This window comes from Pseudomonas sp. W2-17 (assembly GCF_041060445.1).
GTDB lineage: Bacteria > Pseudomonadota > Gammaproteobacteria > Pseudomonadales > Pseudomonadaceae > Aquipseudomonas.
Window position 1 is genome coordinate 43,998 of sequence record NZ_JAUFNS010000001.1, and the last position, 24,937, is coordinate 68,934.

At 58.6% G+C, this 24,937-nt stretch carries 27 protein-coding genes and 1 other RNA gene; 10 read left to right on the top strand and 18 right to left on the bottom strand.

Features of this window, described 5'->3' with window-relative positions; translation table 11 throughout:
* Positions 1-61 precede the first annotated feature (61 nt).
* Positions 62-628, bottom strand: a complete 567-nt coding sequence (gene grpE, locus QWI20_RS00200) for a nucleotide exchange factor GrpE (RefSeq protein WP_074888454.1) — start codon at positions 626-628, stop codon at positions 62-64.
* Positions 629-904: 276 nt separating this feature from the next.
* Between grpE and recN the strand changes: the two genes are divergently transcribed.
* Positions 905-2,578 (top strand): DNA repair protein RecN, encoded by a 1,674-nt coding sequence (recN, locus tag QWI20_RS00205; protein WP_074888451.1) that lies wholly within the window; start codon positions 905-907, stop codon positions 2,576-2,578.
* A gap of 111 nt (positions 2,579-2,689) precedes the next feature.
* Here the strand turns inward: recN and fur are convergent, their stop codons facing one another.
* Positions 2,690-3,097 carry a ferric iron uptake transcriptional regulator gene (fur, locus tag QWI20_RS00210; RefSeq protein ID WP_065987616.1) on the bottom strand — a complete coding sequence of 136 codons (408 nt, stop codon included), beginning with the start codon at positions 3,095-3,097 and terminating at the stop codon, positions 2,690-2,692.
* Positions 3,098-3,195: 98 nt separating this feature from the next.
* Here fur and QWI20_RS00215 point away from each other — a divergent pair, with 98 nt between their 5' ends.
* The gene (locus QWI20_RS00215; protein WP_074888447.1) at positions 3,196-3,720 is read left to right on the top strand and encodes an outer membrane protein assembly factor BamE; all 525 of its coding nucleotides are present in this window, start codon (positions 3,196-3,198) and stop codon (positions 3,718-3,720) included.
* Between the two features lie 88 nt (positions 3,721-3,808).
* Here QWI20_RS00215 and QWI20_RS00220 read toward each other — a convergent pair whose 3' ends face one another.
* From QWI20_RS00220 to QWI20_RS00230, 3 genes are read right to left on the bottom strand one after another with little or no spacing between them, the layout of a single operon-like run.
* Positions 3,809-4,129 carry an RnfH family protein gene (locus QWI20_RS00220; protein ID WP_369303607.1) on the bottom strand — a complete coding sequence of 107 codons (321 nt, stop codon included), beginning with the start codon at positions 4,127-4,129 and terminating at the stop codon, positions 3,809-3,811.
* Positions 4,122-4,556 carry a type II toxin-antitoxin system RatA family toxin gene (locus QWI20_RS00225; protein WP_133776812.1) on the bottom strand — a complete coding sequence of 145 codons (435 nt, stop codon included), beginning with the start codon at positions 4,554-4,556 and terminating at the stop codon, positions 4,122-4,124. The genes QWI20_RS00220 and QWI20_RS00225 overlap by 8 nt, the downstream gene beginning before the upstream one ends.
* Positions 4,557-4,563: 7 nt before the next feature.
* Positions 4,564-5,967 (bottom strand): sodium-dependent transporter, encoded by a 1,404-nt coding sequence (locus tag QWI20_RS00230; protein WP_369303611.1) that lies wholly within the window; start codon positions 5,965-5,967, stop codon positions 4,564-4,566.
* Between the two features lie 127 nt (positions 5,968-6,094).
* On the opposite strand from QWI20_RS00230, the gene smpB reads away from it, so the two are divergent.
* Entirely contained in the window at positions 6,095-6,577 is a 483-nt protein-coding gene (gene smpB, locus QWI20_RS00235; protein WP_065987620.1) for an SsrA-binding protein SmpB, read from the top strand.
* Between the two features lie 81 nt (positions 6,578-6,658).
* On the opposite strand, the gene QWI20_RS00240 is transcribed toward smpB, so the two are convergent.
* Entirely contained in the window at positions 6,659-7,426 is a 768-nt protein-coding gene (locus QWI20_RS00240) for a GntR family transcriptional regulator (protein WP_369303613.1), read from the bottom strand.
* Between the two features lie 427 nt (positions 7,427-7,853).
* On the opposite strand from QWI20_RS00240, the gene QWI20_RS00245 reads away from it, so the two are divergent.
* From QWI20_RS00245 to QWI20_RS00275, 7 genes are all read left to right on the top strand, one after another.
* Positions 7,854-9,560, top strand: a complete 1,707-nt coding sequence (locus tag QWI20_RS00245; protein WP_369303615.1) for a lactate permease LctP family transporter — start codon at positions 7,854-7,856, stop codon at positions 9,558-9,560.
* Positions 9,561-9,626: 66 nt separating this feature from the next.
* Positions 9,627-10,772, top strand: a complete 1,146-nt coding sequence (gene lldD, locus QWI20_RS00250) for an FMN-dependent L-lactate dehydrogenase LldD (protein ID WP_369303617.1) — start codon at positions 9,627-9,629, stop codon at positions 10,770-10,772.
* Between the two features lie 73 nt (positions 10,773-10,845).
* Positions 10,846-13,656, top strand: coding sequence for an FAD-binding and (Fe-S)-binding domain-containing protein (locus tag QWI20_RS00255; protein WP_369303618.1), 2,811 nt, complete (start codon positions 10,846-10,848; stop codon positions 13,654-13,656).
* 211 nt (positions 13,657-13,867) lie between these two features.
* Positions 13,868-14,158, top strand: a complete 291-nt coding sequence (locus QWI20_RS00260) for a hypothetical protein (RefSeq protein WP_369303620.1) — start codon at positions 13,868-13,870, stop codon at positions 14,156-14,158.
* Between the two features lie 113 nt (positions 14,159-14,271).
* Positions 14,272-14,663, top strand: a transfer-messenger RNA (tmRNA) gene (gene ssrA, locus QWI20_RS00265).
* Positions 14,664-14,868: 205 nt separating this feature from the next.
* The gene (locus QWI20_RS00270) at positions 14,869-15,348 is read left to right on the top strand and encodes an ImmA/IrrE family metallo-endopeptidase (RefSeq protein WP_272632647.1); all 480 of its coding nucleotides are present in this window, start codon (positions 14,869-14,871) and stop codon (positions 15,346-15,348) included.
* A 10-nt stretch (positions 15,349-15,358) separates the two neighbouring features.
* A complete protein-coding gene (locus QWI20_RS00275; protein WP_272632649.1) occupies positions 15,359-15,805 on the top strand; it encodes a hypothetical protein in 447 nt (148 codons plus the stop codon).
* Positions 15,806-16,113: 308 nt separating this feature from the next.
* Here the strand turns inward: QWI20_RS00275 and QWI20_RS00280 are convergent, their stop codons facing one another.
* The 12 genes from QWI20_RS00280 to QWI20_RS00335 all read right to left on the bottom strand — a co-directional run bounded on the left by QWI20_RS00280 (position 16,114) and on the right by QWI20_RS00335 (position 24,937).
* The gene (locus QWI20_RS00280) at positions 16,114-17,208 is read right to left on the bottom strand and encodes a DUF3800 domain-containing protein (protein WP_369303622.1); all 1,095 of its coding nucleotides are present in this window, start codon (positions 17,206-17,208) and stop codon (positions 16,114-16,116) included.
* A gap of 266 nt (positions 17,209-17,474) precedes the next feature.
* Positions 17,475-17,831, bottom strand: coding sequence for a hypothetical protein (locus QWI20_RS00285; protein WP_369303624.1), 357 nt, complete (start codon positions 17,829-17,831; stop codon positions 17,475-17,477).
* Between the two features lie 192 nt (positions 17,832-18,023).
* Positions 18,024-19,268: an SGNH/GDSL hydrolase family protein gene (locus QWI20_RS00290; RefSeq protein ID WP_369303625.1), complete on the bottom strand. Its 1,245-nt coding sequence runs from the start codon at positions 19,266-19,268 to the stop codon at positions 18,024-18,026.
* Positions 19,265-19,444, bottom strand: a complete 180-nt coding sequence (locus QWI20_RS00295; protein WP_369303989.1) for a hypothetical protein — start codon at positions 19,442-19,444, stop codon at positions 19,265-19,267. The genes QWI20_RS00290 and QWI20_RS00295 overlap by 4 nt, the downstream gene beginning before the upstream one ends.
* 82 nt (positions 19,445-19,526) lie before the next feature.
* On the bottom strand, positions 19,527-19,952 hold the full coding sequence (locus QWI20_RS00300) for a cell wall hydrolase (protein WP_369303626.1): 426 nt from the start codon (positions 19,950-19,952) through the stop codon (positions 19,527-19,529).
* A 46-nt stretch (positions 19,953-19,998) separates the two neighbouring features.
* Complete coding sequence (locus QWI20_RS00305; RefSeq protein ID WP_369303628.1) at positions 19,999-20,412, bottom strand: tail fiber assembly protein; 414 nt, start codon at positions 20,410-20,412, stop codon at positions 19,999-20,001.
* Positions 20,413-20,418: 6 nt separating this feature from the next.
* Positions 20,419-21,246, bottom strand: coding sequence for a hypothetical protein (locus QWI20_RS00310; RefSeq protein ID WP_369303630.1), 828 nt, complete (start codon positions 21,244-21,246; stop codon positions 20,419-20,421).
* Positions 21,247-21,306: 60 nt separating this feature from the next.
* The gene (locus QWI20_RS00315; protein ID WP_369303631.1) at positions 21,307-21,903 is read right to left on the bottom strand and encodes a YmfQ family protein; all 597 of its coding nucleotides are present in this window, start codon (positions 21,901-21,903) and stop codon (positions 21,307-21,309) included.
* Positions 21,894-22,931 carry a baseplate J/gp47 family protein gene (locus tag QWI20_RS00320; protein WP_369303633.1) on the bottom strand — a complete coding sequence of 346 codons (1,038 nt, stop codon included), beginning with the start codon at positions 22,929-22,931 and terminating at the stop codon, positions 21,894-21,896. Before QWI20_RS00320 ends, QWI20_RS00315 begins: the two co-directional genes overlap by 10 nt.
* On the bottom strand, positions 22,921-23,325 hold the full coding sequence (locus QWI20_RS00325; protein ID WP_369303635.1) for a phage GP46 family protein: 405 nt from the start codon (positions 23,323-23,325) through the stop codon (positions 22,921-22,923). Before QWI20_RS00325 ends, QWI20_RS00320 begins: the two co-directional genes overlap by 11 nt.
* A complete protein-coding gene (locus QWI20_RS00330) occupies positions 23,322-23,837 on the bottom strand; it encodes a phage baseplate assembly protein V (protein WP_369303636.1) in 516 nt (171 codons plus the stop codon). Before QWI20_RS00330 ends, QWI20_RS00325 begins: the two co-directional genes overlap by 4 nt.
* Positions 23,834-24,937 carry a phage baseplate assembly protein gene (locus tag QWI20_RS00335; RefSeq protein WP_369303638.1) on the bottom strand — a complete coding sequence of 368 codons (1,104 nt, stop codon included), beginning with the start codon at positions 24,935-24,937 and terminating at the stop codon, positions 23,834-23,836. Before QWI20_RS00335 ends, QWI20_RS00330 begins: the two co-directional genes overlap by 4 nt.

Consider the following 24,937-nt stretch of genomic DNA (forward strand, 5'->3'; position numbering starts at 1 on the left):
ATTTACAAATTGCGGTAATTCTTAAACGCTTGGCCTGTAAATGGGGGCCGCTCAGCTAATTTCAAGCCTGCTCGTCAATAGACGGCGAAACAGGCGATGGAGCCTTGCTGACCACGACCATGGCCGGGCGCAGCAAACGGCCATTGAGCTGATAACCCTTCTGGAACACCTTGAGCACGCTGTTCGGCTCCACGTCAGCGCTTTCCTGCATCGCCATTGCTTGATGGTGCTCGGCGTTGAACGGCTGGCCATGAGGGTCGATGGCTTCAAGGTTGTAGCGCTTGAGCGTGTCGTAGAACATTTTCAGCGTCAGTTCGATGCCTTCACGCATCGGCCGGATGCTCTCGTCATCCGAGTTGGACAAGTCCAGACCACGCTCAAGGCTGTCAACGATCGGCAGCAGGTCGCTGGCAAACTTCTCAAGCGCAAATTTATGCGCCTTCTCGACGTCTTGCTCGGCACGGCGGCGGACGTTCTGCAGATCCGCAGCCACACGCAGAGACTGGTCCTGCGCCGCTTTCAGCTGTTCTTCAAGTACTTGCACACGCGTTGCCAGATCATCTTGAGAAGTCGCCGCGTCGGCAGCCTGATCCTGAGCCTGCATGTCCGGGTTCTGTTCGTCAGCCATAAATTCTCTCCTTCTAATTACATCCGTGAGCTCAACTCACGCCTCTGCCCGGCTATATGGGGTCGTAATTCTCGGGTTCAAGGGTTTAGGTGCAGGATCGGCTGGATAACCCTACAAATGTTCTGACATGGGTTCCGAAGCCACGCGCGGTAGCAAAAAGCAGGATTGATGCTAAAAATGGCTGATGACCTTTCAAATCGAGCTAAGGCCGGGCATTGTCAGCCCAAAGCAAAACACTGTATAAATAACCAGACAAATTGTTTGGGAGCCGCTCTGATGCTGGTCCACCTGTCCATACATAACTACGCCATCGTTGAACATCTCGATCTCGAACTCGATCGCGGCATGAGTGTGATCACCGGGGAAACCGGGGCCGGCAAGTCGATCATGCTCGACGCGCTCGGCCTGACGCTGGGCGATCGCGCCGACAGTGGCGTGGTGAGGCCAGGTGCCGACAAGGCAGACATTCTGGCGACCTTCGACGTGTCGGATATCCCTGAAGCAAGCGCATGGCTGAAGGAGCGTGACCTCGAAACCGACGGTCCCTGCATTCTGCGCCGCGTCATTACTGCCGAAGGCCGTTCACGCGCCTACATCAACGGCACGCCATGCCCCCAGGGCGACCTGAAAGCACTTGGCGAGCTGGTCATCGACATTCACAGCCAGCACGAGCATCAGTCGCTGCTCAAGACCGATACCCATCGACGACTGCTGGACGAATACGCGGGCGCCACCGACCTCGCACGTCAAGTCCAACTGGCCTCCCAGCGCTGGCGGCAAACGCGCCAAGAGCTTGAGCGCCTTTCCAACTCCGGCGACGAGCAACGTGCCAAGCATCAGTTGCTGAGCTACCAGCTTGAAGAGCTGGAAAGCCTGAGCCTCGGCGAAAACGAGCTCGAACGGCTGGAACAGGAACACACCACGCTGACCAATGCCGAAAGCCTGCTGGGCATCTGCCGGCAAGTTGTGGAGCTGTGCAGTGAAAGTGACTCCGGCAATGCGCTGAACGCACTGACCGCCAGCCTTAATCGACTCAGCAGCGTGAACAACACGCCCGACGCATTGAATGAAGCGACCAACCTGCTCTCCAGTGCGCAGATTCAGGTTGAAGAGGCCGTCGGCGAGATCAATCGTTTCCTCGATCGCTTCGAAGCGGACCCCGCCCGCCTGCAGCAAATTGAAGAACGCCTCGACACCATCTATACGCTGGCACGCAAACACCGCGTGCAGCCTACTGAAGTTGCAGCGCTGCACCAGAAGTTGCTCGACGAGATCGAAACCCTCAACGCCAACGACGAAGCGATCGAGAGACTGGAACACGAGGTAGGTTCCTATGCGCGGCATTATCAAGAGAAGGCGCGCGAGCTGAGCGACCTGCGTCACCGAGCCGCGCCGGAACTGGCCCACAAGGTCGAGCATGAAATTCAGCGGCTGGGTATGCCGGGCGGACGCTTCAATATCGAGCTGCGCGAGAACGTAGACAAAGAGCTGTCACCCAACGGGCTGGAGCAGGTTGAGCTGCTGGTCAGCGCCAACCCGGGTCAGCCGCTCAAGGCGCTGGCGAAGGTGGCGTCGGGCGGGGAACTGTCGCGGATCAGTCTGGCGATTCAGGTGATCACCGCGCAGACTTCCCGTGTTCCTACGCTGGTGTTTGATGAAGTGGACGTCGGTATCGGTGGCCCTACAGCTGAAATCGTTGGTCAGCTGCTGCGTCGTCTTGGCGAACGTGGCCAGGTCATGACCGTTACGCACTTGCCGCAAGTCGCCGCTCAAGGGCATCAACACCTGTTTGTACATAAAGTCCGGGAAGCAGATGTGACGCGTACAGCGGTGTCCAAGCTGAGCAAGAACGAGCGAGTGGAGGAAGTGGCGCGAATGCTGGGCGGTATCGATCTGACTAAAGAGTCGCTCGCGCACGCCAAGAAGATGGTGGTCACGTCCAAATCTTGATGATCTTTACGGCCTAACCCGGGTGGCGCGGATCTCGCAGCATCCTGATCGCGAACTGCAGAAACGACAAAGGCGACCCGAGGGTCGCCTTTGTCGTACTTCACAAAAGGCTTACACCTTTTGCTTGCGTACGTATAGCACCAGATTGTGGTCAACCAGCTCGAAGCCGTGCTTGCTCACAATGGCTTTTTGCAGCTTTTCGATTTCTTCGTCGAAGAACTCGATGACCTCACCGGACTCCACGTTGACCATGTGGTCGTGGTGGCCTCCGTCAGCCAGTTCGAATACCGCGTGGCCGCCGTCGAAATTGTGGCGAACCACCAACCCGGCTGCTTCGAACTGAGTCAGAACTCGGTAAACCGTTGCCAGACCGACGTCTTCGTTGGCCTCCATCAGCGCCTTGTAGACGTCCTCCGCGCTCATGTGACGCTGCTGCGCAGAATCGAGCATTTGAAGGATCTTGACCCGCGGCAGGGTCACTTTAAGTCCGGCTTTGCGTAGTTCGCTATTTTCAACCATGGTCAGCTTTCTCGCAGACGCTGCTTCGCAGCTTCTCTTAATGCAGGTATGATCGGGGTTTACGTTGTCCCAGCCAAGATAGTGGAAGTCGCCCACCGATGCAAAACACCAAGCTCTTGCTAACCAGTTTCACCTTCGTGGGACTGCTCGCACTCGCCGGTTGTTCATTCCCCGGGGTTTATAAAATCGACATCCAACAGGGCAATGTCGTCACGCAGGACATGATAGACCAGTTACGCCCGGGAATGACCCGTCGGCAAGTAAGGTTTATCATGGGCAACCCCTTGTTGACCGACACCTTCCACCCTGAACGCTGGGACTATCTGTACAGCCTGCAGCCTGGTGGTGGCGAACGCCAGCAGGAGCGCGTCAGCCTGATCTTCAATGGCAACGACCAACTGGCGAGCCTGTCCGGTGACTTCAAGCCGGGTGTCAGCCGCGACGAGGCCATTCTCGGCAAAAGCAGCGACACGACTGTCACCCCCGAAAACCAAGGGACGCAGCCGCCGAAGGAAGAGCCACCGAAGCCTGGCTCGTTGCTTGAGCAGATTCAGAACGACGTCGACAAGGTCGAAACCGTGCCCGTTCCTTCCCAGGAACCATTGGACACAAACCCGCGCTGATTCACTGTTTCCCCTGTGGAATCACCCGCATAAAAAAGCCCGGAAATCCCGGGCTTTTTTACGTCTCTCAATCGAGCCGATGAGAAAATCAAATCGGTTTGTGCGCCTTTCTCGCCTCCGCTGCTTTTAACGCACGCAGACGGCGCACCTCTTTCGGATCAGCCAGCAACGGGCGATAGATTTCAACCCTGTCGCCGGCTTCCAGCTCACGCTGCTCCGGGTCGCCCACGAGCTTGCCGAAGATGCCCAACGGACAGTGTGCGAGTTCCAGCTCAGGAAAGCGCTCGGCCATGCCCGACGCAATAGCCCCTGCGAGCACCGTTGTTCCAAGGGGCACGTCCAGCGCCAGCAACTCCTGACGGTCGACGGCAGCATAGACGACCTCGACACGAATCGTCGGCTCAGCCATGCAGCTCTTTGGCTCGCTGGCAGAAGGCATCAACCAAGGTGTTGGCGGCTTGATTGAACAGCGGGCCCAAGGTCGCACGGACGATTGATCCGCTGTAGTCGAACGACAGGTCGAGGCTGATTTTGCAGGCTTTTTCATTCAGGGCCTTGAAGGTCCAGACGCCGTGAAGCTGACTGAAAGGCCCCTCCTCCAGATTCATCTCGATGGTTTGCCCCGGCGTCAGTGTGTTGCGGGTAACGAAGTGCTGGCTCAAGCCACCTTTGGCGATCTCGACACGCGCACGCATTGAGGTATCACTCTGCTCAAGTACGGTGCCGGCGGAACACCACGGCAGAAACTCGGAGTAGCGACTCACGTCGTTGACCAAGTCGTACAGCGCCTGGGCGGGATATGGCAAAAGGGCGGAACGTTGAATATGCGTAGTCATGTCAGCGTCATTTCCAAAGCTGAGCGGCAAAGACAACCACAATGCCGATCGGCGCCACATAGCGCATCAAAAAGAACGTTAAAGCGAACAGAACCGGGCTGCGTACCGACAACTCGTCGCGCACCGCACCGCGTCCCATCACCCAACCTGCGAATACCACAAAGCACAATCCACCCAGCGGCAACATGATCCGCGAGGTGAAGAAATCGATGACGCCGAAGAAATCCAGCCCCGACGACGCTCCCCACTGATAGAGGTGGAAGCCGCCGCCTTCGTTCACGAAGAATTTGGCCTGCTTCCAGATGTTGAACGAGAAAACCGTCCCGAGGCCGACGAACCAGCAGATGAACGATAGCCAGAACGTCACCCAGCTGCGGCGAACCTTCGTGCGCTCCACCAGGTACGCCACCATGGGTTCGAGCAAGGAAATGGCCGAACTCCAGGCCGCGACGGCGACAAGGATAAAGAACACCACGCCCATGACCGTACCGAAGGCGACGTTACCAAATGCATACGGCAGCGTAACGAACATCAGGCCCGGCCCTTCGCTTGGGTTCAGGCCCGCCGCGAACACAATCGGAAACAATGCGAGGCCCGCCAGCAGCGACACGAAGGTGTCAAGCAATGCCACGCCCACCACCGTCGCGCTGATCGAAGCCTCTTTGGTCATGTAGGCGCCGTAAATCATGATCGAACCGACGCCCACACTCAGCGAGAAAAACGCATGACCCATGGCCGGGAGCAGGCCATCGAGCAGCTTCTCGGGGGTGAAGTCGAACATGAAATGCACGCCTTCCATGAAGTGCCCGGTGGTCAGGCTGTAGCCCAACAGAATCACCATCAACACGAACAGCAACGGCATCAGGATGCGCAGGCTGCGCTCAAGGCCAGCGTTGACGCCCTTGGCGATGGTGATCGCCGACAACAGCATGAACAGCGTATGCCAGCCGACCAGACGCCAGGGATCGGCAATCATCTCGCCAAAATAGGCACCGACACCGTCAGGCGTCACGCCTTTGAAATCGCCCTTGCCGACATCGATGATGTACTCGAGCGACCAGCCACCCACGACACTATAAAAAGAGAGAATCAACAGCGCGGTGACCATGCCGGCGAAAGCGCCCCATGACCACTTTGACGAATGCCCCGCTTCCAGGGCCAGCGTACGCAGCGCGTTGGCCGGACTCTGCCGTGCGCGTCGGCCGATAAGCGTCTCGGCGATCATCACCGGAATCCCGATCAGGGCGATGCACGCCAGAAACACCAGCACAAACGCACCGCCGCCGTAGACGCCGACCATGTAGGGGAATTTCCAGATGCTGCCCAACCCTACGGCAGAGCCGGTGGCCGCCAGGATAAACACCCAGCGACTGGCCCAACTCCCGTGAACCGAAACCTTGTCCGTCGACATCGTTGACACGTCCAACACGCAAAAAAGATCGCGCATTGTCCGGGATTCACTCCACGTGCTCAAGCGCGCAGCTTCAGCGTGCGAGACCATAGCCGAGACGCCCGTTGATCCCTATAATGCGTCGCCTATGGCTAAGCTCAAGAAACATCCCACAGGGACCATCGCGCAAAATAAAAAGGCGCGTCACGATTACTTCATCGAACACAAGTTCGAGGCCGGTCTGGTCCTGGCTGGCTGGGAAGTAAAAAGCCTGCGTGCCAACAAGGTGCAGCTGGTTGACAGTTACGTGTTGCTCAAAGACGGTGAGGCCTGGCTGATGGGTAGCCATATCTCGCCACTGACGACAGCCAGTACCCACGTCATCGCTGACCCGACACGCACCCGTAAACTGTTGCTCAACAAGCGCGAGCTGGAAAAGCTGACGTCGTCGGTTCAGCAAAAAGGCTATGCCTGCGTGGCCCTTGCCCTTTACTGGAAGCAGCACTTGATCAAGTGCGAGATTGCTCTGGGCAAAGGCAAGAAGGAATACGACAAGCGCGACACCGAGCGCGAACGCGACTCCAATCGCGAGCTGCAACGCGCAGTGCGGAACAAGGGCAAGGAAGACTGATTCAGTCTTTCCGGCCCCTTCGAAAAGCCGCCTCTGTTGATGGCGCACGGTCCGTGATGGGTCGGGCGCCGTGCAGCATCTTCAAATCCGGTTGCGCCGTTCAGCCCGCGCCGTGCGCTGCACTTGCTGGCGCACTTCCTCCAGCACCTCCTGCACGTAGAGCAAATGACGGCTCGACACCTCTCGAGCATCGTCTGCCCGTCCTTCGATAATCGCCAGGTACAACTCACGATGCTGATCAATCAGCATGTCGCGGGTTTCTGCGCGCTGTTTGTACATGCCGCCGATGTTGGTGACCACGCTGCGCCGCAGCAGATCGAACAGGCCGCGTATGGTGTGCAGCAACACAGCGTTATGGCTGGCTTCGGCGATGGCGAGATGGAAACTGGCGTCCGCGGCGCCCTCCTCCGTACGACTCACTTCCTCCGCGCGGCTATAGCAATCCTGCAGCGCATCGAACGCTTCGCGCAGCCGCAGCCGATCAACATCCGTCGCGCGTATGGCTGCGTAGTAGGCGCAGGAGGCTTCCAGGGTATGGCGGAACTCAAGCAGGTCGCGCTGGGCGTCCGGGCTGCTTTCCAACAGATGAAGCAGTGGATCGCTGAACGTGGACCCCAGACTGTCGACCACGTAGTTGCCGCCGCCCTGACGGCTGATTAACAGCCCTTTGGCCGTCAGCTTTTGAATCGCCTCACGCAGCGAAGGACGCGACACCCCGAACTGCTCGGCCAGCGCTCGCTCAGCCGGCAGACGACCGCCGGAGCGCAACGTGCCCTCCAGAATCATCCTTTCCAGCTGCTCGACAATATCGTCGGACAAGCGGCGCTGACGCACCTGATCAAAGCCCATAACCCTTCACTCCACAACCCGGCTGCCCCGCCTGACCTGGCCGCGGGGCGCATATTCTCGCCGATCGCGATCAGACATTCACCCGGCAGATGTAGGAGAAATCTCCCTCTCAGGCGAAGAGCTGGTGAAATCCGGGCGAGCTGCTACGAAAGTTTACGCGTCATAAATTGACACACCGTCAGCAAGGCTTCTAACCTACCTCCAAGACATTGTAAATTGGTATTACCAATTTACAATGCCGGCGACGGACGGCTACCGCTGTACCACGCCGCAGGTGCTTCCCGACGGCGGAACGCTTGAGCTGGTGAGCTGTGCGACTCGTTCGTCAGCACCGACAGGAAGACAGACAAGCAGTTGTCGCCTGCAGGAGCCGCGCACGTAAGACATGGACACCGGGCCTAACCAAAAACAATTAGGGGCCTCATACATGCAAACCTGGCAACAGCTCTACACACCTCTTGGCGGCTTGGGCCTTTCGGCGCTGGTGGCTGTCATTCCGATCGTTTTCTTCTTTCTGGCGCTGGCGATCTTCCGGCTCAAGGGGCACGTCGCGGGGGCCATCACGCTGCTCCTCGCCATACTGATCGCGATCTTCGCGTTCCAGATGCCTGCCGACATGGCCGTCGCGTCCGCCGGCTACGGCTTCCTCTACGGCTTGTGGCCCATTGCGTGGATCATTATTGCGGCCGTGTTTCTCTACAAACTGACGGTCAAAAGCGGCCAGTTCGAGATCATTCGCAGCTCGGTCATGTCGATCACCGATGACCAGCGCCTGCAGGTCTTGCTGATCGGATTCTGCTTCGGCGCGTTTCTGGAAGGGGCTGCAGGCTTCGGCGCACCGGTGGCGATCACTGCAGCGTTACTCGTTGGCCTGGGATTGAACCCGCTGTATGCCGCCGGCCTCTGCCTCATCGCCAACACCGCACCAGTGGCGTTTGGCGCATTGGGCATTCCGATCATCGTCGCCGGTCAGGTGTCAGGCCTCGACCCGTTCAAGATCGGCGCCATGGCCGGTCGTCAATTGCCGCTGTTGTCGGTGTTTGTGCCGTTCTGGCTGATGTTCATGATGGACGGCGTGAAAGGCGTCAAGGAGACCTGGCCCGCGGCTCTGGTCGCGGGCGGCAGCTTCGCCATCGTGCAATTTCTGACCTCCAATTTCGTCGGTCCGGAACTGCCTGACATTACCTCAGCGCTGGTCAGCCTCGTGTCTCTGACCTTCTTCCTGAAAGTCTGGCAGCCAGCACGCACGGTTGACGCGAAAATCGCCGGCACATCCGGCGGTGCTGCGGTCATGGGCGGCGGCGCAGGCAATGCAGGCGGCTTTGGCCAACCGCGCACCACTAAAAAATCGCCGTACTCGGCAGGCACCATCATCAAGGCATGGTCGCCCTTCCTGATTCTTACCGTGGTCGTGACAATCTGGACGCTGAAGCCGTTCAAGGCGCTGTTCGCTGCGGGCGGTCCGCTGCAAGCGCTGACCATGAACTTCCCGGTGCCGCATTTGGATCAACTGGTCATGAAGATGGCGCCGATTGTTGCCAACCCGACGGCGATGCCGGCGGTGTACAAGTTCGACCTGCTCGCTGCATCGGGCAGCGCGATTCTGATCTCGGCGATTCTGGCGATGATCGTGCTGCGCATTACACCCAAGACAGGTCTGGTCACGTTCAAAGGGACGCTGATCGAACTGCGCTGGGCGATCGTGTCCATCGGCATGGTCCTGGCCTTCGCCTTCGTCATGAACTACTCCGGCATGTCCTCGACGCTGGCGCTGGTCCTCGCCGGGACGGGCAGCGCGTTCCCGTTCTTCTCGCCATTCCTCGGCTGGTTGGGCGTATTCCTAACGGGCTCTGATACTTCGTCGAACGCGCTGTTCGGCTCTTTGCAGGCCACCACTGCGCACCAACTGGGCGTCAGTGACGTGCTGATGGTCGCGGCGAACTCCAGCGGCGGCGTGACCGGCAAGATGATTTCCCCGCAATCGATCGCCGTGGCCTGCGCGGCGACCGGGCTGGTGGGTAAAGAATCCGATCTGTTCCGCTTCACCCTCAAGCACAGCATTTTCTTCGCCACCATCGTTGGCTGCATCACCTACGCCCAGGCGTACTGGTTCACCGGCATGCTGGTTCATTAATCAGACGAGCGCCGGGCGTGTTTCTTGCGCCCGGCTGTGCCCCCGCTCACTCATCTGCGAGATCCCATGATCATTTCTGCCTCCACCGACTACCGCGCCGCCGCCCAGCGCAAGCTCCCGCCCTTCCTGTTCCACTACGCCGACGGCGGCGCCTATGCCGAGCACACCCTGCGCCACAACGTCTCCGACCTGGCCAGCATTGCGCTGCGCCAGCGCATCCTGAAGAACATGTCCGAGCTGAGTCTGGAGACGACGCTGTTCGGTGAAACCCTGAGCATGCCGATGGCACTCGCCCCGGTTGGCCTCTGTGGCATGTATGCCCGCCGTGGCGAAGTGCAGGCCGCCCGCGCCGCAGATGCCAAGGGCATTCCGTTCACGCTGTCGACGGTGTCGTTGTGCCCGATTGAAGAAGTCGCGCCAGCGATCAAGCGGCCCATGTGGTTTCAGCTGTATGTGCTGAAGGATCGCGGTTTCATGCGTAACGCGCTGGAGCGAGCCAAAGCCGCTGGCGTGAAAACACTGGTATTCACCGTCGACATGCCCGTCCCGGGCGCTCGCTACCGTGACGCGCATTCCGGCATGAGCGGCAAAAGCGGGCCAATGCGCCGCGTCTTGCAAGCCATGACTCACCCGCAATGGGCGTGGGATGTGGGCATCAACGGCCGCCCCCACGACTTGGGCAACGTGTCGGCCTATCGCGGCAATCCTACCGGTCTCACCGACTACATCGCCTGGCTGGGCAATAACTTCGATCCGTCGATTTCATGGAAAGACCTGGAGTGGATTCGCGATTCCTGGGACGGCCCGATGATCATCAAGGGCATCCTCGACCCTGACGACGCGCGTGACGCAGTGAAATTCGGCGCCGACGGCATCGTTGTGTCCAACCATGGCGGCCGCCAGCTCGATGGCGTGTTGTCCAGCGCCCGTGCGCTGCCTGCCATTGCCGACGCCGTGAAGGGCGATCTGAAGATCCTCGCGGACTCCGGCATTCGCAGCGGCCTGGATGTGGTGCGCATGATTGCGCTCGGTGCCGACACCGTGTTGATCGGCCGCGCGTTTATCTACGCCTTGGCCACCCACGGCGAGGCGGGCGTGAAAAACCTGCTGGATCTGTTCGAGAAGGAAATGCGCGTGGCGATGGTCTTGACCGGCGCCAAGTCGATCAGCGAGATCACCTGCGATTCGCTGGTCCGCGAACTGGGCGCCTGACCCGCGCAGATCCCGACCCATGCGGCCCGATAGAGGCCGCAGCGCGACCGAGATGCCCCATGAGGAAAACAGCATGACTTTGCCCGCCGCGTTTCTGGCCGGTGTGAACAGCCTCATTCCTGCCGGAAGACGCTTCGACGACCCGCTCTCGACCCTGGCCTTCGGCACCGACGCCAGCTTTTATCGGCTGATCCCCAAGCTGGTCATCCGCGTTGAATCAGAAGATGAAGTCGTGGCGCTGCTGAAACTGGCGCAGGCCGATAAAGTCCCCGTGACCTTCCGCGCGGCCGGCACCAGCCTCTCGGGCCAGGCCATCAGTGACTCGGTGTTGATCGTGCTCGGCGACAACTGGAACGGCCGTGAAATACGCGAGCTAGGCGCGCAGATCCGTTTGCAACCCGGCGTTATCGGCGCACAGGCCAACGTCTGGCTGGCGCCATTCGGACGCAAGATCGGTCCTGACCCGGCGTCCATGCACGCGGCAAAAATCGGCGGGATTGTCGCCAATAATTCCAGCGGCATGTGCTGCGGCACGGCCCAGAACACCTATCACACCCTCGCTGGCATCCGGCTGGTGCTCGCCGACGGCGCCCGCCTGGACACGGAAGACGCTGCCAGCGTCGCAGCGTTTAGAGCCAGCCATGCCGAGCTGCTGGATCGTCTCGCGCAACTAAGCCGTGAGACCCGCGCGAACACCGAACTCGCCGCGAAGATTCGCCACAAGTACCGCCTGAAGAACACCTGCGGCCTGTCGCTGAACGCTCTGGTGGATTTCGACGAGCCGCTCGACATTCTCAGTCATCTCCTGGTGGGGTCAGAGGGCACGCTGGGGTTCATCAGCGCGGTGACGTACGACACGGTGCCCGATCACCCGAGCAAGGCGACGGCGCTGATTGTCTTTCCCGACATCGAAACCTGCTGCAACGCCGTGACGGTGCTGAAAACCCAGCCGGTCGCCGCAGTCGAACTGCTGGATCGGCGCAGCCTGCGCTCGGTGCAGAACAAGCCAGGCATGCCGGCATTCGTTCGTGAGCTGTCGGAGGGTGCCTGTGCGCTGTTGATCGAAGCCCGCGCTGCGACGCAGCCGCTGTTGCACGAGCAACTGGCGCAGATCATGGCGTCCATCGCGCACTTTCCGGTCGAGAAGCAGGTTGATTTCACCGAAGACGCGACTGAGAACGCAAGGCTCTGGGCCATTCGCAAGGACACCTTCCCTGCCGTCGGCGCGGTGCGTGAGACGGGTACGACGGTGATCATCGAAGACGTGACCTTCCCCGTCGAGCAACTGGCTATCGGCGTTCGGCGATTGATCGAGCTGTTCGAAAAGCACCGCTATGACGAGGCGATCCTGTTCGGCCACGCGCTGGAGGGCAACCTGCACTTCGTCTTCACTCAGGGCTTCAACGACCCGCAGGAGGTCGCGCGTTATTCCGCGTTCATGGATGACGTCACGCATCTGGTGGCCGTGGAGTTCAACGGCTCACTGAAAGCCGAACACGGCACCGGCCGCAACATGGCGCCGTTCGTGGAGCTTGAATGGGGCAGCGAAGCTTACGCGCTGATGTGGCAGCTCAAACGGCTGCTCGATCCCGCCGGCATTCTCAATCCGGACGTCGTGCTCAGTGACGATCCGCAGGTGCACCTTAAGAACCTGAAACCCATGCCGGCTGCCGATGGGATCATCGACAAATGCATCGAGTGTGGTTTCTGCGAACCGGTGTGTCCGTCGAAAGGACTGACCCTGAGCCCACGGCAACGGATCGTCATGTGGCGTGACATTCAGGCGAAAAAGCGCGCGGGCACCGACACGACTCAGCTGGAGCGCAACTATCAATACCAGGGCATCGATACCTGCGCGGCTACCGGTTTGTGCGCGCAACGTTGTCCGGTCGGCATTAATACCGGCGAGCTGGTGAAGAAGCTTCGCGGGGAGCAAGCGCATCACGACAAGGCCGCTAGCTGGATCAGTCAGCACTTTGCGACGGCGTTGAGGGGCGCGCGATTTACGCTGCATGCCGCCAATGGCGCCCGCATGCTGCTCGGCGCACCGAGGCTGGCGAAGATATCCAGCGCGTTGAGCAGAGCGTCTTCGGGCCGCGTGCTTCAGTGGACGCCAGCCATGCCGCAGCCCGAGCACGCCATTCGCTTCACGCCGCCGATTGAAGATTCACGCCCGCGAGTGGTCTATTTGGCCGCTTGCGTGTCCCGCGTCATGGGGCCCGCAGCGGGCGATCGCGAGCAGATATCGCTGATGGACAAAACCCGAGGGCTGCTGGAGAAAGCCGGGTATCAAGTGGTGTTCCCGGAAGACCAGGACAGTCTGTGCTGCGGCCAGCCTTTCGCCTCCAAGGGCTACGCCGGGCAGGCAGAAGACAAACGCCAGCAGATGCTTGCTGCGCTGACCAAGGCCAGTCGCGGCGGGCTCGATCCGATCTATTGCGACACCAGCCCCTGCACGTTGCGCCTAGTTCAGGACCTCAAGGAAACCCGGCTTGACCTGTATGACCCGGTACGTTTCATGCGCGCCCATCTGCTGGACAAACTGGTGTTCACCCCGCAGCAGGCGCCCATCGCTGTTCACGTCACCTGCAGCACGCAACACTTGGGCGAGAGCCAGGCGCTGATCGACCTTGCGCGAATGTGCAGCGTGAATGTGGTCGTTCCCGAAGGCATTCATTGCTGCGGCTTTGCGGGGGACAAAGGCTTTACGACACCCGAACTGAATGCCCACGCGCTGCGCTCGCTGAAAGACGCTGTTCAATTCTGTGATGAAGGCATCTCGACCAGCCGGACGTGCGAGATCGGGCTCACGCAACACGGCGGTATCGACTACCACGGTCTGGTGTATCTCGTGGATCGAGTGACCCAACCAAGAACCGCTTGATGCACACAAATGGGGCGGAGATCGCCCCATGATCCCGAAACATTCGGCAACGTGGCTTTTTCACAGCATTGTGAAAAAAATATAGAACCCCTGCGATGAGCGGCAGTCCATCTCTTTAAGCGCCACAACTCATTCGGCGTTTTTTTCCTCTATCTCGGGCACCGGCAAAATCGGCCGGCGATACCGAGTCAACAGGCTCAAGGAGATACACATGAAGCGCACTGCACTGACTGGACTGTTTCTTACCGCTGCACTGTTGGGTTCCCCGGTTTTCGCTGCTGATGACCTGTGCGGCGCGAACATCGCGGCATTGAAAAGTGCTGAGGCGTCGACCACCACCAACCTGACCGGCGACAGCAAGACTGACATTGAAAAAACTGTCGCCGATGCCACAGCCGCGCAGAAACGTGGCGATGACAAGGAGTGCATCTCGATCACCACCAAGAAAATCACCGAGCTGAAAACCGGCGGTGACGGCAGCGACGGCGGTGCCGCGAAGTAATTGCCGGATCGCGACTGGCCCAAGCCCGTCGCGAGCGGAATGTCAGGCGGATGGTCGACGTATCTCATTGATTCGGGTAGACTCCGCCGCCTGACTGCTAGAGCAGCAGAATTGGGGCCGATTAGGATTCGACGCCGGTGATGAAACTCTAGGGGCATGCCGACTTGGTAACAGAAGTCGTAAATCCACTGTTGCAACTTTCTATAGTTGCCAATGACGAAACCTACGGGGAACAAGCTCTCGCCGCGTAAGCGGTGCTAGCCTTCCTTCTGGTAGCTTCGGCTCCAGCAATCACCAGGGGATGCCTGTAAACCCAAAGTGATTGTCATATAGAACAGGATCGCCGTGCAGTACGCTGTGGACGAATCGGCTAAAACTTACACAGCTCGCCCAAAGCACCCTGCCCGTCGGGTCGCTGAGGGTTAACTTAATAGACACGGCTAAGCATGTAGGCCCGAAAGCGGAGTACTGGCGGACGGGGGTTCAAATCCCCCCGGCTCCACCACACAAGCATTACAAATCAAGCACTTAGCGATTGAGCGAGGTGCTTTTTTTGTGCCTTTTGGGGCTGATTTGGCTGGGTAATGCCAGCTAAATGACAGCGTGACGCATCGAGGGGCGTAAGCAAAAAATTTAATTGGATTGCGCGCCATACGTTGCTCAATGCATGATTACTCGGTCTCTAATCCACCTGGAAGGGAGGTTCTGCCATGACTCAATCACCCGTCACCTCAGCGTCACATGTGCTAGAGACGAAGTGGGATGGAACGCTTCCAATCGATCCTGTGGCAATCGCTGAGGCTCTAGGAGCGGTTGTGAAGCCAGACAAGACGATCGCGCCTGCAAGTGGTACGTTTTGTTATGAACAGGGCGCGCCAGTCATCCGCTACAACCCAAACGATCCTGTAGTACGGCAGCGCTTTACTATCGCGCATGAAATCGGGCACATGGTGTTAGGGCACGTTAAGGCAGGTGAACTAGCTCATCGTGACACGAGCTTTGACTCTTCCACGCCTAACGAAGTCGCAGCGAATGCTTTCGCTGCTCAGCTTTTGATGCCCGCTGATGTTGTCTCAATGGTTTTGCGATTACTCCCCCCAGGACATCGTTCAGTCAATGCCCTGTCCCGGAAGCTCTGGGTTTCTGAGCAGGCAATGGGCTTTCGTCTAAACGCGCTCGGCATCAAATAGGAATTGGCAAATGGCCACGGAAGGCAATAAAAACAGCAACGCACAGCTCCACCGAAAAAATGCACCTGAATCGCCCGAGTTAAACCTAAAAAATCTTATCTCTTCAACCACCACGTGGAAGGAGTTTCTCGTGCTTTTCGCCACGGGATTTATCCTGTGGAAGCTTGTAAATATGTTGGAAGGATTTTTTTCCTCCCTCACCTCTCTTTTTACTCACGCTTCAGCGATGTATAGCGCACCTATCGCGGTTGTTAAGACACTGGATTGGCATATCGTCTTTCTTGGCTCCGCCCTGATCCTTTCCATTACCACGATCGCCTGCTTCCTTCTAGGAAGCGTTTTCGGTAAGAAAACTACCGAGTTGCCCATCGGCGAGACCAAAGAAAGTATCAGTACGCTGGTCGAAACAGTTAAGTCACTGATCGAGACAGTCAAATCGCTTATCGAAAAAAAGTGAAACCAAATGACGTCGGCATGCCCGGCTGCTCCGGCCCCGAGCTTTTTGAATGCTAATTTTACGAGGCGTGCGGATTAGCTGGCGTAAGAAGAATGCGCTGGAAGGGGCGTCCCAGCGCGCTCCGAACACCCTGAAAACCCCTGCCGGGAACACTGATTGATACAAAAAGTGGTACGAGTCACCAGCCCTGGTTGGCTTAACCAAATCCTTCGAGCGTGTGGTCGCTATGACCACCGCAGACGTTCCGCTAGCGCTGCTAGCTTGATGTACTGCTCGGCACAGTAAAGCGAAACGTCCCTCGCCCGCTTTTAGGAGAAGCTAACGCATTCGCTTAACTCATCGAACACTTTGTCTTTGTACACCATTCCAAAAGCCGACAAAAACTTATCAGCAAACATATCCTTCGGATGATCGCTAGCTTTTTCTCGGTTGAGGATTCGAGATATGGAACTGACGAAAAGATCTGATATCTGCATCAAAGGCGAAATGGATGAGTCTTCAGCCTCTATGACATCTATGTAAACATTTCCATTAAATATGGCAGTCGAGGCATGTCTGAGCTTTAGCTCTATCTCCATCATCGCTAGCTTGTCTTTAGAATCTTCTTCTTTGTCCTTGCGGAACTGCAAATTCCTAGGTAGGACCGCCCGTCCTGACTGATTTTCTTCTTTGATACCATTGATGACCATGTGGTAAAAAAGCTTGTTCAATGTGTCGTCGACGCTATAAAGTCCAGCCCTGACGACCCCTAGCCCCTTGAATGAGATTGACGAGGAGTTTTCTAAAATCGTCCCTAACAGGCTTAGGTATTTCTCAACATTGTTTTTATCGATCTCCTTGAAATGCATCTCGCCTTTGAAGCCGATTTCCTGCTTTTTCTGATTTATGGCTTTAGTAATCTTCAGTGTTTCGTAGCTCTTCAGAACCCAAAGGCTTCCCACCAACAAGTACTTTCCAGTTTTGCCACTTTCATCTGCGTAGATGCAGTACACCGGATGCGTGGGGCGAACCTCTAGAGCCTTCTGTTTTTCTTCTTCAGATAATGTACCTCTAAACCTTCTTACCTCCGGCGACGCTTTGAACAAACCGAGAGTATTCTGAACCTGCGCCCTTGCACGAGTTATATTATTGAGCTTCTCAAGCTCAAGATATTTATCCTCGGGTATCGCGCCTCCGCTGTAAATATCCGACTGAAACGTCTTCCAATAAAGAAGTTGGCATTTGATATCTGAATCACGAGCCGACGGGTAATGATTTAGTACCCATGCGACTCGGTCCATTAGCCGGGAAGGACTGTTCCCTGCTATGGCAGCCAGTACTTTCAGTTTTTCAGCTTCTTTTTTTTCGCCTAATGCCTGCGTATCCTCTACATTTTCTACGACTGTTTCAGCTTGCTCTTCCATGACGCGCTCCTTTGGCTATAGGCCATCATTGAGCGCGGTTTGAAATCAGTCAATTCATTTCGCCAGAGGTCCAGCCGGTGGCTTGCCTAAACCTTTCTCACCCCAATCTGACCGACCTTAACCTTCGAATCAAGCGCGATGCCAGCGGCCAGATACAAGCCCATCCGCCAACTGATCACCGTCTCGGTTAAGTCGAAGCTCTAAGCCAAGGAGTCGAACGCCCCCCCAACGCACTGAAATCTGATCTCCGGTTGGGGGCTTGTGATTCAGACCTTCGCTTTTGTAGTTTTCCAAGTTGTGAGCTGAAACAGCACGGCGGCATCTCCAGTATTGTTCCAGATCGGCACCCCAGAATTCCAATATATCTTGTGCCAAATAACCCCATCGTGGAGCTCTTTAGAATAAGTGCCTTTCCTAGTATAAAGGGCTATACGCTCCCCTTTTTTAATAGAATAAGCGGGAAACCATTTAACGTGTCGGTGTTCGTTGGATAGATTTTCCCCAACGTACGTAGTGTCCATGATCAGGTAACGCGACAGATTCAAATCTGCCGTTGCTGTCAATAGCACACGCTCCTCATTGATCGAACCATGCCCATGTACCAAGTCAATCTTAAGATCCATAGTCGCTCCCTAACGCGGGGGTGGTCCTCGCTGGTCCTGACTCTAGTACAAGCTAGTGATAAAGTCGCATGCCAGCAGGCATCTTCTTTTATCGTCGCTTGCACAGTGCCCTCCCTCATGGTCAGGACTTTCAAACTCCGGTGTCGTTATCAGTCTCAGCAGCGATGTGACTGTCTCTGACCAGATGCGCGGTCAAACCTTGCGAATGCCGAACTGCGCCACCTTCACCCTGGAGTCCTGAGGAATACCAGCAGCCAGGTACAGCCCCATGCGCGAGGTGATGACGGTCTCCGTGACGTCGCCAGTGTACCGCTGCGTCTCCAACACGCCCTTCCAGTTGGCCGGCAAAGTGAAAGGTTCCTGATATTTGTCCATCGACCGGTAATAGATGGTGGTGGAAGTGCTGGACACCGGCTTGGTGATAATCAGCTCCGCTTCCCAGCCAAGGATTCCACGGCTGTTGCCGATGATCTCCGGCGCCGAAACCATCTCGATCACATCCCCCCCCAACACATTGGATAGCGTGACGTTAGCCGCTGGCTGCAGATAGATGTAGCCGCCGGCGGCCGCCATCGCCCCAGCCAGTTCAATGCACTGCGCCTCGCCGAATGCCGCAGGCTCTTTGTACCAGCGAGAAGTGATGCCGGTAAGGCCTGAGCCGGATGCTTTGTAGTTGTCCGCCAGCACAGATCCGGCGACTGGATTCACCGTTGCGTTGATCACACCGGCTGAGCCAGTCATCAGCGGGTTGGCGTTCAGGCAGCCGAAGGGGCGAATCGCCGAGTAAAGGTCGGCGGCATCCGTGGGCAGCGGCACGCCGAAGAATTCAAAGTTGGCATTGATGATCGGCACGCACTTGGACTGGATGAAATCTGCGCCGATCAGGTTAGGATGCAGGTCATCGACGGTCATGTCCTGGGTGAACCCGTCCCAGATATTGACCACGGGCACAAACTGTCTGACGTAGCTCAACACCCAGTCCTTGTAAGCGATCGCATCCCCCAGTGCCTGGCCGGTGAGCGCTTTAGTGCCGAACCGCGGCGTGCCGGTGCCGACAATCAGGTACTTGCCTGGCGTGTTCTGGAACGCGGTGATCGCCTTCATCACGTTGGCCTTGCTGTCGGCGAGCGTCATACCCGGCGTAGTGCTGTCGTTCGTTCGCGACAGCAGCATCCACAAATCGGCCGTTGCTGACGTCAGGCACGATTGCAGGCGTGCCATGAACTGCCCAGAGTGGTCGCCGACCTTCCCCTGATTGTCCAGGTAGCTTGGGAACAGGCCAGTCTTTGCCGCAATCGCTCCGGCGTAGCCATAGGCTTCGGTGCCGAACGCTTTCGGATCAATCGTGTGGCAGTTCGCGCTGAAGCTGTCGCCCAGCAATCCCAGACCGCGACGAATGCGGCGTCGGATTGGCTGCGCCTCGGCGAGCAGGGTCATGCGAACACCTCGAAGGCGGCGCCGTTCGCGGGCACGAAGCGCACCGTCGCACGCGGGATGTTGAGTGGATACGCCCCATCATTCCAGAGCGTGTCGGACGTCAGCCAGCTATCGCCCATTTTGATCTGAACAGCGACCGAGCCGCCATTTGCCTTCACGCCCAACGTCACGCGCATCGCGCGTGGGTAGGCCTCTTCTTTTGTCGTTGTCTGCACATCAGTCTCCGTTGGCGGTCAGGCTTTGAAAGCTATTTCGGATTCAGGGCACGTCGCGGAAAAAGACGTGGTTGCCAAGCTTTAGTGTCCGCTTCGCCTTGGCCGCCCAGTCCGGCGCCTTCGGCATGGTGGTGGCGTAGTAGTGGGTAGCGCCGCCGGTAGGGTCTGGCACCTTGCCGTCGATCACCTGGTCAGCCGCAATTCGGCACTGCGCCAACTCGCGGAACGGGATCGGCCGCGCGCCGCTCAGGAACTGATAGTTCGGGTCGTTGCGGTTCCAGCAGCTGAACTGGTACGGCTTCTGGCACACGCCCGCGTAGCCCTCGCCCCACCAGGATTTATCCTTGCCGTCGTCCACGCGATTGCGGATCGTCCAAGCCACGGCCACCATCCCGGCCAGTCCCTCCCCGCGCGCCTCGCCCCACAGCGTGCGCGCGAGTACGTCGCGATCTTTATCGGTTACGGTCATCACTTTTCTCCAGACGAAAAAAAACCGCTCAAGGCGGTCGGGGGGGTCACGAGGGCTGTTCAGGCCATGGCGGGGACGTCAGTGTCAGGTCGATGCGGTTTACCGCTATCCGGTACTGCTTCCACTTTTTTAGCAGGCCGGTTTCTTCAGCGGTAGCTTCGTCGAGATCCACTGCGTCCTGAAGCGGTCCGATGGCGAGCGTCGCCGTCGCCAGCGCCGTGTCACGAAGGTTGGTGTTCTTCTTCAGAATGTCTTCCGCCGATGGCACGAGTTCAGGCGCCTGCGCAATTGGCTCCAAAGTGAAGACCCCTTTTTTGCATTTGGTGCCGGTGGTTACCGGAAGCCCGTCAGGAATTAGCACCGCCTCCTGACCCTCGGACGGGGTCCAGTTCTCGGTGTCTCCGTCCCAGACCGACACGTTGATCACCTTTCCTTTTTCAACGATTGCGTAGTTTGCCATTGCCAATTACCACTCCAGAATGAGAACACCTTGTAAACCTGGCGCACCGGTGCCGCCAGGCGCTGAAACGGGCGAGGTGTACGCACCACCAGAACCACTGCCGCCAGCACCGTAACCACTTCCCGGAAAAGCGCTGGGGTTAGCGCCTACCGCGCCTCGGCCCGGAGGTCCTGCGTTGCCGAATGGGGTGCTGCCGCCAATTCCACCCATGCCACCGGAAGCCTGTCCGCCGGAATACACCATGGTGTCTGAGGCATACCCGCCTTTCGGGAATCCAGCGCCGCCTTCTGGGCCTGCGTAGTTTGCAGGGGAGGCGGTACCGCCGGAGCCCAGCAGCCCCTTGGTGCCGCCTGCAAGCGTAAGATTCCCGAAAATAGTGGCGCCGCCATCTGTTGCGTTATTGGCGGCAGGCGTCCCTCCAACACCTGGAGCGCCGATTACGTAGGGAATCGACTGTCCGGGGTTGACGTTGATCAACTGCCGATAGAGCGATTGACCTGCGCCGCCGCCTGATCCTCCCGTGACAAACGACGATGAATTGGTCGACAGAGTTGCGCCACCGCCGCCGCCGGCACCGCAACCGCTTAGCCAGATTTGATACACACCATCCGGCACGATGAAAGTGCCATTGGCGGTGAGCCGGACCATATTTTTGAGTTTGCCAACCTGGCTCGCGATGATCGCCCTGATGGCAGCGAGTAGCTGATTGTTTGTATTTTCCTTGGGCACCAGCGATGCGCCCCGAATGGTATTCAGGATTTCATCGGTGACCGCATTGCCCCAGTCCGAGGGGATCAACGAGCCGATCGTGCCGGTGGCCGTGTTTTCATCCACAAACCTTCCGCCCACGAGCCCGACGCTGGGGACGCTAATTGGATAGTCCACTGATTATTCTCACTTGTAGTTGATATTGACGATGGTGTGCGCAGGTGCGTAGCGGCGGATGATGCATTCAAGGGCACTGCCGGGATTCGCACCAAATCGCTGACCCCAATGGCTCACACCAAATCGGCGGCCGAGGGATTGCCGCCCGCCCGTGTTCAGGGTCCACATGAACTGGGCCTGCCACGTGCCGAAGTGGCTCTTCCCCATGCGAGCACGACCAAAGCGTGGCGCTCTGTGCTGAGTGACAGACGCGTTCGGATAGCCCTGCCCTCTGGCGATCGCGATGAAATAGCTGACGTGCTGGCTGCCGATCGCGAGAAGTCGTTGCTGCACCCCGAGCTGGCGATCAGCAAATGCCGGTGAGCTGCCCAGACAGTCATCAGGGAGCCCCATCACGGCCTCCCATTCCGGCACCAGCTCGAAGACATGGGCCGGGTCCATCTCGGAATTAAGAGCAAACGCCCGGGCATCCAGTCGGGCCATTTCCTGCGCAATGCCGGTGAGCACAACTACCAGCTCAGGCGCCCCCTCCAGATCCCAGGCCGGGCCTTGAGGAAGTAAAGCGGTCAACTGAGAGATATATTCGGCCGCCGTCCTTATTGCCATGTGATCGCCCCTACCGTGAGCAGCTCGTTGGGCTTGGCGGTGACGTCATTCGCAGGGCTGCCAACCACGTTGTCGACCTCACCTTGTGCGCTGCTGATCGCCTCCCGGATATGACTGATCAGCAGCGTCTCACCCAGTCCCGCCTCTCGCTCGTGCAGGTCTGTCAGTTCGGCGGCAACAGCGGCGCGCACCACGGTGGTGTCCGGGGTGAGCTTGATCGTGTAGTTGACGGCTTTGAGTACCGGCGCAAGCACGATCACTTCGGCGGTCACCGGCGCCTTGGTGTCGATGTAGCTCTTGACCGTTGCGATCTCATTGGCGTCCGGAATGATCGAGGCGTCGCCATCGCGAACGAAGAACACACCCACCGTGCCGGGGCCCAGGTAATTTTTCACCGTCCAGGCGCGCGTCACCCCTGCACACTCCAGCGCCCACGTCACATAGTCATCAGCGTCCCCCCCGTGGGGGATAACCTGGTAGCTGCGAATGACGCGACTGCGTAGCGATTCGACTGACTCCTGGTTGCTGCCGCCGGTGATGCCCGGCGCCAAGACGGTGAACGTCTCGTCAATGCCCGTCACCGGCTGCACCAGCTTCAGAGTCAGGCCTGCGGCTGCATTGCCCAGGATTCCGCCGTCAACTGCTTCGAGATTCGCGGTGTTTATCCCTGAAGCCGGAGTGATGGCGTCCACCACACGGTATTGACGCCCGTCGCTCGCCTGCACCACCAAATTGGCATCCAGGACAGATCCTGCTGAGGCCAAGAAGCTCGCCGATCCGGTGGCAGTTTTCGCCGGGATGCGCGGGGTTTCCAGCCGCAGCAGCGCTTGGCGCTCGAGCGTGACGGCGTCCGCGGTGTCGGGGAGCATCTGCTTGGCAATCCAGTTGAGGTAACCGTACAGCCCATAAGCCGCGCCGCTGATCGTGCGTGACAGCACCTGCGCATCTGACTGGCGCAGGGCGTCGCTGGCAAGGTCAGCAGCAGTGCGGCTGATGAGTGTGGGCAGGGTCGGGGTTTCAAACGGCATAAAGCACCTGCCAATGTTCGTTAGGGTAGATATCCATTGTTTCGCCCGAGGGCAGGGTCATGACTACGCCCAGGTTGAGCCGGGAATGCCCGGCGCGCTCTGTAAGCACCTGCACCGCAGTGGCATGTCCGTCATCCAGCAACCATTTGAGCGCCTCTTGCGCATAGGTCAGGGCATCACCAATGGTCGCAGTAGTGAGCTTGCGCCGGCGCAGCAGCCAGAGCCGTGAGCCGATACGGTCGTTTGCAACCAGCGGAAAGCTGTCACCCCACCAGCCGTAGCGCTCCTCGTCTTCGACCTGATCGGAGGCATTGGCGCGGCGCCACGTGAACAGGCTGATTTCCACAGCCCGGCGCAGGTTGACCTCTACGCCATCCGCAACGATGACGGTCATGACGCACCCCCAGGGACCGGCGGGCCGCTCTGGTCTGGGCCTTCCTTCACACCGGTGTGCGGGTGGTTGATCTGGCTAACGCCGCCGGCGATCTGGTCGCCCTGGCTGACGATTGTCCCGGTCTGCGTAATGCTGGGCGTTTCGAAGTGAACACCCTTCGCCGCGCGAATGTTCAGCGTCTGGGTCTCAATGTCGATGATGCGGCCACGCTTGAAATGGATCTTGTCGCCCTCATCGGTAAATATCGCGACTTCGCCCGCCTCCAGGGCTTGCAAGCGATATCGTCGGTCCGCGACCACCACCACGACACCATGGGATCGATCGCCGCCCATAAACGCGGCCAAACCTTCCGCACCCTCGTGGGGGCAGCTTGTAAAACCGTAGGGCTCAAGGTGTTCCATCCCGTCTTTGAGTTCGCCATGGGTCAGGCGCATCTGCAGACTTTGCATCTTGCCCGTGGACTTGACCATGGCCACGACGCCGCGCGTCAGCAGGTTCATCAGTCGGCTCATTTGTCTTTGTAGTCCGCAGGTAGGAGGTATTCGACGGCATCGGTTTTCTTGGCCTTGCGCTTCTTGTGCGGGTCATCAGGCTCTTGCAGGTAGCCCTCGGGCGGCCCCACCCGAAGACGGCAGATCGTCCCTTGCTCGTCGAGCATGTAGGTCACCTCGGCGATGAGCATGTCGCGGTCGTAGCCGATCACTGGATCAACGACGCGCACGATGGTGTTCGGCAGCCACAGTGCCCCGTTGCTCTGCCGCCAACCCTGGACGTCATAGGTCACTTCCAGCGCCTTGCCCACGGCGGTGCCGCGCTCCCAGTTGGCCCGGTCGGCCGCCAGCTTGTCGCTGAGCTGCCCACTCTCATGGATGACCTTGACTCGCCTGCGCGCCATACGCGGGTCCGTGACAGAGCTGTTGACCTCTGTAGTGGTCTTGGCAAAGTCCTCATCGGTGCCTGAGCGCTGGCCGATAACCCGGTATTCGGAGAACACGCGTGTGAAATCCAGCGCGGCGTCTGCCTTGAGCACGTTGCGGCCCAGCTCCAGCGATTCGGCTGAGCGCCCTGCACTACCAACCTCGGCCAGCACAACGTTGCCTTTCGCATCGTCGGTGCTGAACACCCGATAGAGGGTGAGCAGGCGATCGATGGATTCAAACGCCGTTTCTCCCGGCTCAATGGTGTGGTCTGTCAAGCCGCTGGTGGTCGCGATCTCACTCCTGACCGAAAGTCCGTAGGGGCTGGCAAGCGCTTGAACGATTGCCTGCACACTCTGGCCTTTCCACTGGCCCGGCTGATTAATCGCGCCACAGTCGATCAGGTCGCCGGTTGATGACCGGCCCGCGATGGAGGTGGTGACCTTCTCATGGTCGTAGCTGATCGGCGTGGCATCCACCCATCCCGTCACCACCAGATCACCGCCGATGCGCACCTCGCAGCGAGCACCCTGCTTGACCGGGCGTAGCACGTTTTGTCCGGGCCACTTCCAGGTGATGCCGATGTTGAAGCTGCGCGCCTGCCGCTCAAGACCTGCGCTGATTTCCACCGAGGTCCAACCGGAATAATCCAGCCCGTCAACGGTCAGCGTCACAACCGTCTTCGGGTCGGACAT

What these genes read in the sequence shown, in the direction of transcription:
- grpE (WP_074888454.1), bottom strand. Translation starts at nt 628, where the DNA reads ATGGCTGACGAACAGAACCCGGACATGCAGGCTCAGGATCAGGCTGCC.
- recN (WP_074888451.1), top strand. Translation starts at nt 905, where the DNA reads ATGCTGGTCCACCTGTCCATACATAACTACGCCATCGTTGAACATCTC.
- fur (WP_065987616.1), bottom strand. Translation starts at nt 3,097, where the DNA reads ATGGTTGAAAATAGCGAACTACGCAAAGCCGGACTTAAAGTGACCCTG.
- QWI20_RS00215 (WP_074888447.1), top strand. Translation starts at nt 3,196, where the DNA reads ATGCAAAACACCAAGCTCTTGCTAACCAGTTTCACCTTCGTGGGACTG.
- QWI20_RS00220 (WP_369303607.1), bottom strand. Translation starts at nt 4,129, where the DNA reads ATGGCTGAGCCGACGATTCGTGTCGAGGTCGTCTATGCTGCCGTCGAC.
- QWI20_RS00225 (WP_133776812.1), bottom strand. Translation starts at nt 4,556, where the DNA reads ATGACTACGCATATTCAACGTTCCGCCCTTTTGCCATATCCCGCCCAG.
- QWI20_RS00230 (WP_369303611.1), bottom strand. Translation starts at nt 5,967, where the DNA reads ATGTCGACGGACAAGGTTTCGGTTCACGGGAGTTGGGCCAGTCGCTGG.
- smpB (WP_065987620.1), top strand. Translation starts at nt 6,095, where the DNA reads ATGGCTAAGCTCAAGAAACATCCCACAGGGACCATCGCGCAAAATAAA.
- QWI20_RS00240 (WP_369303613.1), bottom strand. Translation starts at nt 7,426, where the DNA reads ATGGGCTTTGATCAGGTGCGTCAGCGCCGCTTGTCCGACGATATTGTC.
- QWI20_RS00245 (WP_369303615.1), top strand. Translation starts at nt 7,854, where the DNA reads ATGCAAACCTGGCAACAGCTCTACACACCTCTTGGCGGCTTGGGCCTT.
- lldD (WP_369303617.1), top strand. Translation starts at nt 9,627, where the DNA reads ATGATCATTTCTGCCTCCACCGACTACCGCGCCGCCGCCCAGCGCAAG.
- QWI20_RS00255 (WP_369303618.1), top strand. Translation starts at nt 10,846, where the DNA reads ATGACTTTGCCCGCCGCGTTTCTGGCCGGTGTGAACAGCCTCATTCCT.
- QWI20_RS00260 (WP_369303620.1), top strand. Translation starts at nt 13,868, where the DNA reads ATGAAGCGCACTGCACTGACTGGACTGTTTCTTACCGCTGCACTGTTG.
- QWI20_RS00270 (WP_272632647.1), top strand. Translation starts at nt 14,869, where the DNA reads ATGACTCAATCACCCGTCACCTCAGCGTCACATGTGCTAGAGACGAAG.
- QWI20_RS00275 (WP_272632649.1), top strand. Translation starts at nt 15,359, where the DNA reads ATGGCCACGGAAGGCAATAAAAACAGCAACGCACAGCTCCACCGAAAA.
- QWI20_RS00280 (WP_369303622.1), bottom strand. Translation starts at nt 17,208, where the DNA reads ATGGAAGAGCAAGCTGAAACAGTCGTAGAAAATGTAGAGGATACGCAG.
- QWI20_RS00285 (WP_369303624.1), bottom strand. Translation starts at nt 17,831, where the DNA reads ATGGATCTTAAGATTGACTTGGTACATGGGCATGGTTCGATCAATGAG.
- QWI20_RS00290 (WP_369303625.1), bottom strand. Translation starts at nt 19,268, where the DNA reads ATGACCCTGCTCGCCGAGGCGCAGCCAATCCGACGCCGCATTCGTCGC.
- QWI20_RS00295 (WP_369303989.1), bottom strand. Translation starts at nt 19,444, where the DNA reads ATGCGCGTGACGTTGGGCGTGAAGGCAAATGGCGGCTCGGTCGCTGTT.
- QWI20_RS00300 (WP_369303626.1), bottom strand. Translation starts at nt 19,952, where the DNA reads ATGACCGTAACCGATAAAGATCGCGACGTACTCGCGCGCACGCTGTGG.
- QWI20_RS00305 (WP_369303628.1), bottom strand. Translation starts at nt 20,412, where the DNA reads ATGGCAAACTACGCAATCGTTGAAAAAGGAAAGGTGATCAACGTGTCG.
- QWI20_RS00315 (WP_369303631.1), bottom strand. Translation starts at nt 21,903, where the DNA reads ATGGCAATAAGGACGGCGGCCGAATATATCTCTCAGTTGACCGCTTTA.
- QWI20_RS00320 (WP_369303633.1), bottom strand. Translation starts at nt 22,931, where the DNA reads ATGCCGTTTGAAACCCCGACCCTGCCCACACTCATCAGCCGCACTGCT.
- QWI20_RS00325 (WP_369303635.1), bottom strand. Translation starts at nt 23,325, where the DNA reads ATGACCGTCATCGTTGCGGATGGCGTAGAGGTCAACCTGCGCCGGGCT.
- QWI20_RS00330 (WP_369303636.1), bottom strand. Translation starts at nt 23,837, where the DNA reads ATGAGCCGACTGATGAACCTGCTGACGCGCGGCGTCGTGGCCATGGTC.
- QWI20_RS00335 (WP_369303638.1), bottom strand. Translation starts at nt 24,937, where the DNA reads ATGTCCGACCCGAAGACGGTTGTGACGCTGACCGTTGACGGGCTGGAT.